Raw genomic sequence first — 14538 nt, forward strand, 5'->3', positions numbered from 1 at the left:
TTGCACAATAAGTCTATATTATTAATAATATGATGATTTATTACTTGAGGAGGTATAACTTTGTCAAATGAAGCTATATATATGAAATTGCCCTTTGATTTGTCAGGCTCTCGAAGTAAAAATAGATTTAGATACGAGATACTATGGGGTCTCAGTAAATTATTTGATATATATAATGAAAATGAGTCATTTGTTATGGTATTTGACTATGCATGTGATATCGAAGTACACAAAGATACTGGCTTTGATTTTTATCAAGTTAAATCTAAAAAAGACGGAGCAGTTTATACTCAAGGAGCATTACTAAAAAAGAAAAAACTTGAAGAAGAAGAAAAGAGTTTTTCTATTCTAGGTAGGCTTTATGCCCTTGCAAATAATCAAAATAAGAATATTCATGTAAATTTAGTTTCTAATAAACCATTTCAAGACTCTAGTAAAAAAAATCATACAACAATTGAAAACTTGGATTTCAATAATCTAGATGAGGAAGTGCAAAAAACGATAGAATCTAAACTTCAAGAGGAGCTAGGTTCGGACGTTACACCTGATATGTCAAAAATTAGTTTCATTTATACTTCGATTGACCTTTTCAGTCCTGATGATACATTGAGAGGAAAGACTAGCAAATTTTTCTTTGAATTAACAGGAAGTGAGCCAAACAAACCGAATGCTCTCTATAATTTACTTGTTGAAACGATTTCTGAAAAAGCTTGTTATGAATTGCAATTAAATTGCTATTCAGACATATTAAATAGAAAAGGTGTTTCAAAAGATGATATTGAAAAAATAATTTCACTTTATTCTGAAAAAACTGATAGAGCAGTAGAAAAGGCTTCAATATTTATAGACACCAACATAAACAAACCAATAAAAAGATTGAAAATGAAAACGATGCTTGGTAAAGTGGTTTCCGATATTGAGAGTGGCAATAGATTAGTTTTACAGAATGAAGAGCTTATTGTTCAATCTATCTTTTCAAACTTGGAGAAATATGATGTTGAAGAGACTGTTTTCATTGATTTGTTAGTTTCTGAGTATTCAAAACTTTTCACTATTGAGTATTCAGAAGACTACAGATATGCCTTTTTTTTACTAATCTTAATGAAAGTCGAGGAAAATATTTATGAATACTCTGACATTTAATAAATTATATATTTTTTCAACATTTGAAAATAAAGCGAAGTATATTGAATTTTCTAATGGAAAAAACATCATTACTACAGAAGATGATGTTATTGGAAATAAGAAAGGTAAGTCTACAATTCTTAAAAATTTATATTATACTATGGGAGCAGACTGCTATTTTGAAGATAAGTGGGATGTCCAAAAAAAGATATCCGTTTTAGAATTTTCAGTTAACAAGACATCATATATTATCTTTAGGCAGGATAAGCTGTTTAAAATTTTTGATTTAAAGAAAAATCTATTATTTAAGACTCTCAAGAGAAAAGAATTATCAACTTTCTTAGAAAAAATATTTAAGTTTACTGTAAAATTACCTAATCGTCACACAGACAAATTAGAGATTGCACCGCCAGCTTATTTTTATCTCTTAAATTATACAGATCAGGATAAAATGAATGGAAGTTCATTTGATTCATTCAGAAATCTTGGTGAATATTCTAATTTCAAATTAAATACACTTTACTCCCATTTTGGTATTTTAGATGATAGATACTATGAAGTTATGAAGCTAGTTGAACAGTTAAGTGAGCAAATTAAAGCTCTTGATGATGAATGCCAGCTATTTTATAAGATGCTTGAAAAAATTGAAAACGAACTTGTTGATAAAGTTAGCTTTCCTACCAATTTTGATGTTTTACAACAAGAAGTTGATAGCACGAAAAACCAATATGAAAAAATTGTTCATTCATTGCAGCTTACTAAAAATAGATTAATTAATCAACGAAATGATAATTATGAGGTTAAGCAAGAACTAGCCAATTTAAGGAAGATAATTAGAAAAAATGATAAAGACAAAAAGACGATAAACAGTCATACTTGTCCCAAGTGTCACTCCATTATTACTGATAATCTTGAATTGAAAATCAATACTTTAAACAATGAAGAGGACTTTTTGTTCTTAGCTAACGAACTTGAAAAAGAATCTTTGAAAGTAGAGGCTAATATCTATAAAGAAGAAAAAAAATATCAGCAATTATTAGATACTCTAAAAAGATATGAAGATAAATTAGCATTAAGTTCAAAAGAAATTAGTAATGTTTTGAAGCATAAAGGATTAATGGAAGTCAGAGATAAGCTGATTATGGATATTGGGAACAGTCAGGTCAATTTGAAACAGGCTCAGGAATCGTTAAAAGAACAGAGAAAAATTTTGAAAGAATATTTAGAATTGAAAAAGCAAATAAATGAAACTTATTATGAATTAATGTTGAATGATAAAATTCATTTTAACTTAGAAGAACTGGACTCTGATAAATTTAAAAAAATTGATTCTAATATAAGCGCAGGCGGAAGTAATAAACCAATAAATACTATTGTCTGGTATTTTAATCTTTTGAAAGTGAAAAATAAATTTAATCCGGATGCTATACGTTTACCAATTGTTTTAGATAGCCCTGCAAATGCAGAACTTGATAGAGATAGTAAACATACCTTGTTAAAGTATATATTTGAAGAATCAGATAAAGATAGTCAATTAATAGTTTCTACTATAGGATTTTCAACTTCTGACTTTAAAGAAGAACATTTTGATAATGTTATCGAACTTTCAAATTCTAAATATGAGTTATTGAATACAGAAGATTATGAGCTTTATAAAGAACTGTGTAAGGATTTAGTTTTAATAAACGAATAGTGATTAATTAGTCTTGCTGAATGATCAGAAACAAGGAAGCCAATATGCTATTTTGAAAATAGAGTATTGGCTTCTAGGATTGTCTGTCGATATTAAAATCAGGTTGATTGTTTTAGCATTTATTCTAGCTCGCAATTTTCTTACTAAAAATTATCCAAAATATCCATATGTTTTCTAGTTAAAACAGTTTGAAACTAAATCAAAACTAACTACAATTGACAAAAATTACTGGAATTACGCAGCATCTACTAAAAAAATAGAATACTGTTATACCAACGATTAGAGCTTGTCAGAAGCTCTGAGAAAAGCTAACCTTTTGCTGGAGGAGTTCATTGGGTGTGGTTTCTAATTGCATTTTTTCATGGAACATTTTCGTAATAGTATCTGTTATTTCTTTTTGTAAATTCTCATCTAGCAGACGAGCACGAATGGCGTCTTCTGTAAGCAAATGACTCACTACTACTTTTCCGATGTGTTCGGCTAGTTCATCACGTCGTTTAGGGATTAAACCTGGAGTAAATGGTAAACGTTTATTAAATAGGTAAATGGCTTTGTAAGGGCGAAAAAGCATTCGTATGGCGATATAATTCGTCATTGCGCCGATAAATCCGCCAATCACAGCCATTAAAAGTATCGTAAATAACACTGACATGTTTTGCATCTCCTAATATTTGTCTAGTAAAAGTGGTTTCATTATACGTGAAAAATCCCTAGACAACAATTGTTTCTAGGGAAGTTCATTCTAAAGTATGAGATTACAAATTAGTCATTTTTAACGGATCAATCCATAAATCAAATTGTTTTTCTGTCACAAAACCGGTTTTGATTGCCGCTTCTTTTAATGTCGTATTTTCATCAAAAGCCAGCTTGGCAATTTTGGCAGCTTTTTCATAGCCGATATGCGGATTCAATGCTGTCACAAGCATTAGGGAGTCATTTACTTTTGTTTCAATAACTTTTTCATTCGCAGTGAGTCCTTCCAAACAATGCAATCGGAACGAACGCATGCTATCTGAAAGCAGTTTGACAGATTCTAAGAAATTAAAAATGATAACTGGCTTGTAGACATTGAGTTCAAAGTTTCCTTGGCTGGCGGCAACATTAATTGTCACATCATTTCCCATGACTTGAGCCGCTACCATCGTCATTGCTTCACATTGAGTAGGATTTACTTTTCCTGGCATAATGGAGCTTCCTGGTTCATTAGCTGGGATCGTTAACTCCCCTATGCCGCTACGTGGTCCACTTGCTAACAAACGGATATCATTAGCAATTTTCATTAGATCCGAAGCAAGGCTACGAATGGATCCATGAACAAAATTAATCGGACTATGACTAGTTAGAGCAAAATACTTATTGGAATCAGAAGTAAAAGGATATCCCGTTTGTTTCATCAATTCTTCGGCAACCTTATCACCAAAATCACGTGAGGCATTTAAGCCAGTTCCAACTGCCGTCCCACCAATCGCAAGTGGCAAAATTGCTTTCATACTTGTTTCAAGATAGTTTTTATTATTTGTAAGACATGCTTCCCAGCCACTAATTTCTTGGCCAAGTGTTAATGGGGTTGCGTCTTGCAAATGTGTTCTGCCAATTTTAACGAGATGCATGTATTTATTTTTCTTCTCTGCCAAAACAGCTTCCATTTTAGTTATTTCAGGTAAAAGTTTTGTTACTAAAGCCCCGTATGCAGCGATATGCATCGCTGTTGGAAATGTGTCGTTCGAGCTTTGCGACATGTTGACATCATCATTCGGATGAATTTGTCCTTCGCCTAAAGTTAAGTTGGCAACATGTGCGATAACTTCATTGACATTCATGTTGCTCTGCGTTCCGCTTCCGGTTTGCCAAACGACTAAAGGAAAATGCTCATCTAGTTCTCCTTGAATGATTTGATCACAAACCTGGCCAATCGCTATCGCTTTTTCTTCGGATAGTTTTCCTTCTGCTGCGTTTACTTTTGCAGTGGCTTTCTTTAATTGAGCAAAAGCATATATAATTTCTATCGGCATAGGATTATCACCAATAGCAAAGTTCCTTTTACTTCGTTCTGTTTGCGCTCCCCAATATTTCGTCGCATCTACAGAAATTTCTCCAAGCGTATCTCGCTCTATTCGTTCCATGTCGCCACCCCTTTTTATTCTATTTTAGTATAAAGCGGATGTTTTCGCAAAACACATGAAAAATGTTCGCTATTCCGTTTTTGGGAGTGGTTTTATTTTTATCATTAGGATAGTTAGACTTATAAATGCGAAAATCCATAAGATAGTAATACAAAGTGTTGGAATAAAATAATCCATCGTCTTATCAGACATAATTAGCATTGTTGCATTTTTACTTAGATATGCTGGATTAAACATTTGAATCCAGCCGCCAAAACCACTGATTACCCCTAAAACAATTGCTATAAACACGCTAATCATCGCAACAACGGCATTACTATCAAAAACCGCGCTCGCAAAAACAACCAAGCTAATTACGAAAATAAACCAGATGGCGTACACAAAAAATGCCTGCGTTAAAGAATTGATCGCTAGTTCTCCAAATAAAAAGTACGTATAATAAGCCGCCAACACATAGCCAATTAAAAGTGAACTTAACCCCACCATACATTGCATTACCCATTTCGATAAAACATATTCCGCAGCGCTCACTGGTCTTGTCATGATAAACGCTAACATGCCTCTAGTTCGGTCATTTTGAATGCAAGCCATCGCAACAACGATGATAATGATAATGCCAATTTGATCAAACTGGGAACCGAGTGTTTGTGCCATCACTTCCTGAGCCGATTGATCCCCCATTAATGCAATTACTTGCTCCGTTTCCGCTCCCGTGCCAACTGCTTTTAGAATTTCTGGTAAAAAATACATCATTAGTGGTTGAGTGAGGCCAAGAAGTGCGAATACAATCGGAAGCCAAATAATTTTTAAACTTCGACGTTGTTCCAGCCATTCTCTTGCTAATAAAGCATTAAAATGTGTCATTTGCCCACCTTCTCCATAAAGATTTCCTCTAAGCTTTGGTGTCTGTTTTCGACACGAATAAATTCACCTTCTATTTGTAATAAAGATTTCAAAATAGCTTCTGACCCAGCTTTTTGGTTAGTTGTGTAAACTTGATAAACCATTCCAACTCTTTCAATTTTCTCCACATGTTCATTTTGAAGCAGTAACGTTTGCCAAGCTTCACTATCTCCGCTAAATTCGACATCAAACACAGGGGAGCTTTCTTCTTCCATAAGTTGGACTACTGTCTTATCTGAGACCAGTTCGCCATTTTTAATGATGGCAATCCGGTCACAAATTTCTTCAGCATCTTTTAAGATATGTGTGGAAAATAGGATAGTAATCTCTTTTTTTAGTTTGTCTAATAGCAACATCATTTCCCGGCGACCGATGGGATCAAGGGCGGATACTGGTTCATCTAGTACAAGAAGTTCTGGTCGATGCAAAATAGCTTGAGCAATCCCGAGTCGTTGTCGCATTCCACCTGAATACGTGCTAATTTTTTTATTTGCACTCTCTTCTAAGCCTACTAGTATTAATACTTCTTTAATCCGTGTTTTTAAATCTGTTTTTTCCATGTTAGATAGCTTTCCCATAAAATGAAGGCATTCTGTCGCACTCATCCAACCATAAAATTCAGGATATTGCGGTAAAAAACCAATTTTTTCGCGAACTGATTTTGCATTTTGACCGTCTAAAGTAATTTGTCCTTCATCCTGCGTTAAGATTTGGACAATCATATTAATCATGGTTGACTTCCCTGCACCATTAGGCCCGATAAGTGCCACGCATTCTTTTTCATTGATTGTGAGATCAATTCCTTTAATGACCCACTTGCCATTATATTTTTTCTTTAGTCCTTGAATTTCTAATTTTTTCATTAGTTACCTTCCTCTTTTCGGCCAAAAATAAAGTAGGCAATTGGGCCAAAAATGTTGATAACGATAATAACAACTAGCCAGATAACCGGATTTTTTCGTTCATTCCAGTTTTTTGTTAAGTCAATAATAGCTGTTAATAATAAAGCTAAATAGAGAAGAATTACGGGTATAATTAATGCGATTTGCGTTTTATCCAATGTACTCACCTCATTCTTTTGTTATACTTATTGTATAACAGTTATAATATTAATGCAATACAAAAAAGCACATTTTACTAGAGTTAACATAGTAAAATGTGCTTTGAATTTAATTACCTATCGAGTCGATTAAGTTTCCAATGCCATCAGAAACTTTTCCACCGAATTCTTTTACTTTATCTGCGCCTTTTTTGATTGTTTCTCCAGCTTCATCGGCTTTTTCTTTCACGCCACTCCAAAAGTCGCTACCACTGTTCTTCTCTTTTTCTTCTTCTTCTTTTTTCGCTGCAGTTTCTTGTGCAGCACTCTTCGTACTAAAGTCTGCGGATTTCTGATACTGCAAACCACTATTCATTACGTAGTGAGCCAAACTAGAAACACCAGCAGAACTGGTTGTAGTTAGGTAATGCTCTTTGTCAGTTTTATCATATCCCATCCAAACGGCTCCGACTAGGTTTGGCGTGTAGCCAACAAACCATTGATCTTTAGTACCGCTTGTATCATCAAATGGAACTTGCGTGGAACCTGTTTTCCCAGCCATTTCGTGACCGGAAACAGCTGCACTTTGACCAGTTCCTGTATTGATAACATCTAAAAGCATGGAAGTCATTTCATTAGATACTGTTTCTGAAATGATTTGTTTAGTTTTAGGAACATTTTCGTAAACTGTATTGCCTGATGGATCGACAATTTTAGTAATAATATGAGATTCCGGTTTGGCACCATTGTTAGCAAAGGTTGCATACGCTGTTGCCATTTCTACTGGCGAAGCACCTTTACTCATACCACCGAGTGCAAGTCCAAGCGTTCTATCTTTTTCTGGAACTGTAATACCAAATTTTTCGACAGATTTTACACCTTTATCAATACCAATTTGATCAAGTAACCAAACGGCAGGGGCATTAATCGAGTTGGCTACAGCTTTATACATTGGAACTTCTCCACTATAAACGCCGCCAACATTGGTTGGTGTGTAGTTACCTTTGTAGGTTATTTTTTCATCTTTTAGCATTGAATCCACGTCATAACCAGATTGAAGCGCCGGTGTGTATACCGCAAGTGGCTTCATTGTGGAACCTGGTTGTGCTTTCATCTGTGTCGCCCGGTTGAAACCACGGAAGACATGTTCTCCGCGTCCACCAACAAGCGCTCTAATGCCTCCAGTAGCTGGATCCATTAAAACAGCTCCTGATTGAACTAGTGTGCCATCATTTGCATTAGAAGGGAATAACCCATCATTGTTGTAAACATTTTCTAAGGAAGTTTGATAATTTTGATCTAATTCCGTATAGATTTTATATCCTTTTTGCATGATTTCATCTTGCGTTATATCTGCTTCATTTACAGCCTCATTAATAACTGCATCGACGTACCATGGATATTTATTCGCAAGTGGATCTTTTGATTGATCATTTAAAACTATTTTTGTAGCTTTGTATTTATCGCCTTCTGCTTTTGAAATTGTGCCTGTTTCGACCATTGCATTTAATACCATGTTGCGGCGATTAGTCGCTTTGTCGATATGCTGGTATGGATCATACGCACTTGGAGCTTGAAGCAATCCAGCAATTGTCGCAGCTTCTGGTATGTTTAAGTCTGCCGCTGATTTACCAAAATATTTTAAGGAAGCATTTTCTACTCCCCATTCCCCATTACCAAAGTAAGAACGGTTTAAGTACATTTCCATAATTTCGTCTTTTGAGTAGGTTTTTTCGATTTCACGAGCCATAAATATTTCTTTGGCTTTTCGTGTGAAGGTTTGTTCTTGTGTCAGTAGAGCATTTTTGGCGAGTTGCTGTGTAATCGTACTACCGCCACCAGAAATGCCTCCGCTAGTGACTAAATTAACACCCGCCCGAGCTATCCCTTTCAAGTCAAAACCTTTATGTTCATAAAATTTTCTATCTTCAATGGAAACTACTGCATTTTGTAAGTTTTTAGATATTTTATCGATGGATACAAATGTTGCATCAGTGGAAGAAAGCTCCCCTGCCTTGTCGCCATCTTTGTCATAAATAATCGTGGCTGACTCTAAGCCTTTTTTTAGTGCATCTATGTCGGCAGATTTTGCTACTATTACAAGATAAATGATAAAACTTAATAAAAATACAAGTCCAGCTAGTAAAAAAATCTTTCCGATATGTTTGTTTTTCCAGAAACGTCTAAATTTCTGCCATCCTTTGCTAAGCCATTTTCCTATAAAACCAAAGAATAATTTTAAGTATTTAATTAGTTGCTGTTTGAATTTGTCCATGTAACTCTCCTATCTTCTACACGGTATTAAATAAACTATACACACAGTTATACACGTATTTTACGTTAAAAAGCAACTTTACGCCACCAACTTTAGACCGATTTTTGTAATAATTTTGTAATAATCCATATTTCCTACATATTTATTAACCTCTTTTTTACAATTTCTTCATTTTAATGTTTCTAGTAATTTAAAAAGGGTAGATATTACTGTTACCATTACTTGTGTCTTTGGTAATAATTATCACCTATATACTGTGTACAACAAGTAATGGCAGCAAGTTTTACATGGGTACATTAATACGCCGGAAAGGAATTGGAATATGACGCAAAAGCTGATCTACTTTTTATCACAAACGCATATTCGAAGTGCCATTGCTGAAGCTTGGGCGAAAAGACTTTCACTTAGCAATGTCAAATTCATTAGCGGTTCTTGGCATAAATCTAAATCAACACCGTTTATTGCAGAAGCGTTGAATGAGTTTGCAATCGAGCCACCTGAAAGTTTGTCTTATTCCCCTAGCTCAGAACTACTGGCAGATGCTGATCTCATTGTAACAATTTATGATTCTGCACATGAAACTGCACCAAAATTTCCAGCTAACATACAAGAAAAAATTATTTATTGGGACATTGATGATCCGGAACAAGAAATAGCGTTACCAAAAAAATGGGCGAGTTATCAAGAAGTATGTGATAACATTGCCTTATCAGTAAAAAATTTAGAGCATGTATTGATAGAGGCTTAGATTTCGTTGTCCCGCCATTCGTAGGCGGGACTTTTATGTTAAAAAGAAAGGAGTACATACATAATGGATGGATACAACGATTTAAAAAAGGCTGAAAAAGCGGCATTTTTGAGTATATTTGCCTATTTATTTCTAGCGGTTTTAAAAATAGTTGCTGGGCAATTAGGAAACTCTGATGCCTTACTTGCAGATGGTTTGAATAATACGACTGATATTGTTGCTTCTGTTGCGCTTTTAATTGGCCTTAGAATTTCTCGTATTCCACCTGATGCAGATCATTCATACGGACACCGACGGACTGAAACTATTAGCTCTTTAATCGCATCTATCATTATGTTTCTCGTTGGCGTGCAAGTTATTTGGAGTTCAATTGTTCATATTATCGAAAAAGAATTTGCAACACCCTCGATGTTAACTGCTGTTGTCGCGCTTTTTTCTGGTGTATTTATGTATGCTATTTACTTATATAATCATCGACTTGCGAAAAAACTTGATAGCCAAGCTGTGCGAGCTGCTGCATATGATAATCGTTCCGACGCATTTGTTAGTTTAGGTGCGTTTATCGGGATTATTGGGGCTGTTCTTGGTGTTCCTTGGCTTGATTCCGTGACGGCCTTTTTGGTCGGTATTTTGATTGTTTATACTGCTATCAAAATTTTCTATGACGCTGCACATACCTTGACAGATGGTTTCGATGTTTCTAAGCTCGAAACTATTCATGATTTAATTGCTTCTGTACCTGATGTCAAAAAAGTAATTGATATTAAAGCGCGAATGAATGGAAATAAGATTTGGATCGATGCAACTATCGCTGTGGATCCTGAACTAAATGTAGTTAAAAGTCATGCAATCACCGAAATCGTTGAACAAAAAATTCGTAACGAATACGAAGGTGCGTTCACTTTAGTTCATATTGAACCATTTTTTGAATAATATTCATTGTCAATAATCGTAAAGTCAACTATAATTTAGATTAAAGTATCATTTGCTGGGAGGGAATATTCGATGGGGCAGAGAAACTAATTCACATAAATTATCTAACTAGAATGAAAAATAGGCAACAACACATTGGAGGAGTTCTCTTCCAGGACGGTTTTTCTTCTATATAGATAGTTTTATAATAAGCTTATTTATATTAAACTAGGAGGTGTTTGCCTTAGCAGAAACTATTTCTGTCAAGGCGATTTATTGATATTAACCATTAAATTTTTAATTATAGCTTTACTTATTGCTATATCAGCATTTTTCGTGGCAACAGAATTTGCGATTGTTAAAATGCGACCAAGCCGTTTGGACCAATTAATTGCGGAGAAAGATAAACGCGCAGTCCTCGCTAGACATATTTACAATCATTTGAACGCTTACTTATCAGCCTGCCAACTCGGGATAACGATTAGTTCCCTTGGACTTGGTTGGTTGGGGGAATCTACGGTAGAAGCGGCGTTACATCCGTTATTTAGCTTAATGGAACTTCCGCAATCAGCTATTACGATTCTATCCTTCACGATTGCCTTTCTATTTATCACATTCTTGCACGTAGTTGTTGGGGAACTTGTACCGAAAACACTGGCGATTGATAAAACAGAGGCAGTTGCACTTGCGGTAGCTCGTCCACTGCATATTTTTTATAAAGTGATGTTCCCGTTCATTTGGATTTTAAATGGTTCTGCCGTTTTCATCGCACGTCTTTTTGGTTTAGAGCCAGCTTCCGAGCACGAAATTGCTCATACCGAGGATGAATTAAAAATAATCGTCGGCGAAAGTTATAAGAGTGGTGAAATCAACCAATCAGAATTCCGTTATGTGAATAAGATTTTTGATTTTGATGAACGTATGGCGAAAGAAGTCATGATTCCGCGAACAGAGATTGTTACCGTTGATACGGGCTCTACTATCGGGGAATTATCCGACATTATGCAAAATGAACGCTATACGCGCTATCCGGTTATTGATGGCGATAAAGACCACGTTATCGGCGTACTTAATTTAAAAGAAATTTTGTCAGCATATGTTGAGCATGGATCTAATCCAAGTTTTAGCATTGATCCTTACGTAAAACCAATTATTCGTGTGATTGAAACAATTCCGATTAAAGAATTACTTTTCCGTATGCAGCGTGAACGTTCCCATATCGCGATTTTACTTGACGAATATGGTGGTACTTCTGGACTTGTTACGGTTGAAGATATTGTAGAGGAAATCGTTGGTGATATCCGCGATGAATTTGATGCCGATGAAATTCCAGAAATTCGCAAAATCAAAGACGGTCACTTTATTGTGGATGCGAAACTTCTTATTGATGAAGTAAATAATATTTTAGGTACTGAAATTGAGGAAGAAGAAGTCGACACAATTGGCGGCTGGTTCTTAACGCAAAATTATGAAGTAGAAGTTGGGGACGAAATTGATTACGATGGATTCATTTTCCGCGTAAAACAAGGCGAACCTCATCATATTGAATATATCGAAATCATCAAAAAAACGAATGACTAATCAAAAAGTAGCTATCCCTCTCGTAGGATAGCTACTTTTTTTATATACGATGCGCTAACATAAATTGCTTGAACTTCTCAGCTGCGGGCGTTAGCGTTTGGTTTTTCGCGACTGCGAGATAAAAGAATCTCTCCCAGTTTGGGCTTCTAATTGGTAAGACTTTGACATCCACATAATTTAAAATCGGCATGTTCGGAACTACAGCAATCCCAAAGTTTTGCGCGACCATTCCGGCAATGACTTGATCCACTTCAATTTCATATGCAATTTGATAATCGGCACCAATTTTTCTGAACAAATCATCGATAATTGGACGCAAACCACTTTTTTTCGAGAATGCGATATGCGGATAATCTACCGTTTCGATTAAATCAATCCAGTCTTTCTCAGCAAGAGGATGGCTTTTGGGGACGATGAGCACTAATTCTTGTTTGGCAATTGGCGTAAAGTGAATATTTCTTTCATTTTCAAGTTTAGAACAAATACCAATATCAAATTTCTTTTCTTTTAGGCCTTGAATGATATCAATCGAAACACCTGTATGGAAAATAAAATCGATTTGTTTTTCTGGTTCGGTTTGGAGAAATTCTTGAACAAGCTTTGGTATTAGAGACGTGCCAAGTGTTTGCAAGAATGCCAAGTCAATCTGCCCTTCCCCATTCGCCGCTTTTTTAGTCGTCGCGACACCCGCATCAATCATATCTAAGGACTCTTCCACATAATCAAGAAATACTTTGCCAGCTTTACTTAACCCTATATTCCGCCCTTCTTTTTCAAATAAAGGGATACCTAATTCTTGCTCTAAGGAGGAAATTGCGTGACTTAAACTAGGCTGTGTAATCAGCAATTTTTCAGCTGCTTTTGTGTAATGCTCCATGTGCGCCAGTGTGACGAAGTATCGTAAATGGTGTAAATTCATGCTTCTCTCCTAACTAAAAAGTTATCTATGCAATTTATCTATCAATTAATAGAACAATACCAATTTGTTTTTATGGAATAGTCATAATACAATTAGACTGTAGTTACGCCAGTGAAATAAACTATTCCTTAAAAACCAATATACGGTAGAATAGGTTAACTGTCCAGTTCCATTTTCAACTATTGAAGGCGTTATCACATCAGAGGTTTTTAATTAAGCGGAATTAATTTTTTTACTGGTGTTTGTGAAAATATTATCAAAGTTTCTTGTAATTTTTATTATGGAGAGGAGATAATTTTTATGACAAATGCAAATGGCAACCTAAAAAAATGCCCCATCACGATTAGCTCTTATACGCTTGGAACAGAGGTATCTTTTCCTAAACGAGTAAAAGTCGCTGCGGAAAACGGTTTTGACGGAATTGGCTTGCGTGCAGAAAACTATGTAGATGCACTAGCTGCCGGATTAACGGATGAAGACATGTTGCGGATTTTAGACGAGCATAACATGAAAGTAACAGAAGTGGAGTACATAACTCAGTGGGGAACTGCCGAAGATCGTACAGCAGAACAACAAAAGAAAGAGCAAACAACTTTCCACATGGCGCGATTATTTGGCGTCAAACATATTAATTGTGGTTTGCTTGAAAAAATCCCTGAGGAACAAATCATCGTCGCGCTTGGTGAATTATGTGACCGCGCAGAAGAATTAATTATTGGTTTAGAATTTATGCCATATAGCGGTGTAGCAGACTTACAAGCAGCTTGGCGAGTAGCAGAAGCATGCGGCCGAGATAATGCGCAACTTATTTGTGACACGTGGCACTGGGCTAGAGCAAACCAAACAGCAGAATCTATCAAAAACGTTCCCGCTGATCGGATTGTTTCCATCCAACTATGCGATGTCCACGAAACGCCTTACAAAGAACTTCGTGAGGAATCACTTCATGATCGTCTAGCTCCTGGAGAAGGCTACGGAGATACGGTCGGTTTTGCAAAAATTTTAAAAGAACATGGTGTAAATCCACGTGTGATGGGAGTCGAAGTTATTTCAGACTCTATGGTAGCAACTGGTTTAGAGTATGCCGCCCTTAAAGTATACAATGCCACGAAAAAAGTATTAGACGAAGCATGGCCAGAAATTTCTCCACGCTAAACACCTACTCGCTTATGTGAAAATAATAACGTAGTAGGAAGACTCCCTGTGAAAGGAATGTGTTA

Annotated in this window: 12 protein-coding genes and 1 pseudogene; 6 read left to right on the forward strand and 7 right to left on the reverse strand. The window is 35.6% G+C overall.

Features of this window, described 5'->3' with window-relative positions; translation table 11 throughout:
- The first annotated feature begins 60 nt into the window (after window positions 1–60).
- Both LMOATCC19117_RS11575 and LMOATCC19117_RS11580 read left to right on the forward strand, forming a co-directional pair.
- Window positions 61–1143, forward strand: coding sequence for a dsDNA nuclease domain-containing protein (locus tag LMOATCC19117_RS11575; RefSeq protein WP_002391579.1), 1083 nt, complete (start codon window positions 61–63; stop codon window positions 1141–1143).
- A complete protein-coding gene (locus tag LMOATCC19117_RS11580) occupies window positions 1124–2818 on the forward strand; it encodes a hypothetical protein (RefSeq protein ID WP_003744486.1) in 1695 nt (564 codons plus the stop codon). Before LMOATCC19117_RS11575 ends, LMOATCC19117_RS11580 begins: the two co-directional genes overlap by 20 nt.
- A 322-nt stretch (window positions 2819–3140) precedes the next feature.
- Here the strand turns inward: LMOATCC19117_RS11580 and LMOATCC19117_RS11585 are convergent.
- From LMOATCC19117_RS11585 to LMOATCC19117_RS11610, 6 genes and pseudogenes are all read right to left on the reverse strand, one after another.
- Window positions 3141–3470: pseudogene (locus LMOATCC19117_RS11585) on the reverse strand (DUF445 domain-containing protein); the annotation flags it as partial.
- Window positions 3471–3573: 103 nt separating this feature from the next.
- A complete protein-coding gene (gene fumC / locus LMOATCC19117_RS11590; protein WP_003725907.1) occupies window positions 3574–4941 on the reverse strand; it encodes a class II fumarate hydratase in 1368 nt (455 codons plus the stop codon).
- A 69-nt stretch (window positions 4942–5010) separates the two neighbouring features.
- Window positions 5011–5805, reverse strand: a complete 795-nt coding sequence (locus LMOATCC19117_RS11595; protein WP_003725908.1) for an ABC transporter permease — start codon at window positions 5803–5805, stop codon at window positions 5011–5013.
- Window positions 5802–6707 carry an ABC transporter ATP-binding protein gene (locus LMOATCC19117_RS11600; protein WP_003725909.1) on the reverse strand — a complete coding sequence of 302 codons (906 nt, stop codon included), beginning with the start codon at window positions 6705–6707 and terminating at the stop codon, window positions 5802–5804. The genes LMOATCC19117_RS11595 and LMOATCC19117_RS11600 overlap by 4 nt, the downstream gene beginning before the upstream one ends.
- Window positions 6707–6904, reverse strand: coding sequence for a PLDc N-terminal domain-containing protein (locus LMOATCC19117_RS11605; protein ID WP_003740815.1), 198 nt, complete (start codon window positions 6902–6904; stop codon window positions 6707–6709). The genes LMOATCC19117_RS11600 and LMOATCC19117_RS11605 overlap by 1 nt, the downstream gene beginning before the upstream one ends.
- Before the next feature lie 109 nt (window positions 6905–7013).
- A complete protein-coding gene (locus LMOATCC19117_RS11610) occupies window positions 7014–9158 on the reverse strand; it encodes a penicillin-binding protein 1A (protein WP_003725910.1) in 2145 nt (714 codons plus the stop codon).
- 322 nt (window positions 9159–9480) lie between these two features.
- On the opposite strand from LMOATCC19117_RS11610, the gene LMOATCC19117_RS11615 reads away from it, so the two are divergent.
- The 3 genes from LMOATCC19117_RS11615 to LMOATCC19117_RS11625 all read left to right on the forward strand — a co-directional run bounded on the left by LMOATCC19117_RS11615 (window position 9481) and on the right by LMOATCC19117_RS11625 (window position 12399).
- On the forward strand, window positions 9481–9906 hold the full coding sequence (locus LMOATCC19117_RS11615; protein WP_003725911.1) for a low molecular weight phosphatase family protein: 426 nt from the start codon (window positions 9481–9483) through the stop codon (window positions 9904–9906).
- Between the two features lie 63 nt (window positions 9907–9969).
- Complete coding sequence (locus LMOATCC19117_RS11620; protein ID WP_003725912.1) at window positions 9970–10839, forward strand: cation diffusion facilitator family transporter; 870 nt, start codon at window positions 9970–9972, stop codon at window positions 10837–10839.
- 255 nt (window positions 10840–11094) lie between these two features.
- The gene (locus LMOATCC19117_RS11625) at window positions 11095–12399 is read left to right on the forward strand and encodes a hemolysin family protein (protein WP_003727828.1); all 1305 of its coding nucleotides are present in this window, start codon (window positions 11095–11097) and stop codon (window positions 12397–12399) included.
- Between the two features lie 40 nt (window positions 12400–12439).
- On the opposite strand, the gene LMOATCC19117_RS11630 is transcribed toward LMOATCC19117_RS11625, so the two are convergent.
- Window positions 12440–13318 carry a LysR family transcriptional regulator gene (locus LMOATCC19117_RS11630; RefSeq protein ID WP_003725914.1) on the reverse strand — a complete coding sequence of 293 codons (879 nt, stop codon included), beginning with the start codon at window positions 13316–13318 and terminating at the stop codon, window positions 12440–12442.
- Between the two features lie 300 nt (window positions 13319–13618).
- Here LMOATCC19117_RS11630 and LMOATCC19117_RS11635 point away from each other — a divergent pair, with 300 nt between their 5' ends.
- The gene (locus LMOATCC19117_RS11635) at window positions 13619–14473 is read left to right on the forward strand and encodes a sugar phosphate isomerase/epimerase family protein (RefSeq protein WP_003723365.1); all 855 of its coding nucleotides are present in this window, start codon (window positions 13619–13621) and stop codon (window positions 14471–14473) included.
- Window positions 14474–14538 lie beyond the last annotated feature (65 nt).

Source organism: Listeria monocytogenes ATCC 19117 (genome assembly GCF_000307025.1).
Lineage (GTDB): Bacteria > Bacillota > Bacilli > Lactobacillales > Listeriaceae > Listeria > Listeria monocytogenes_B.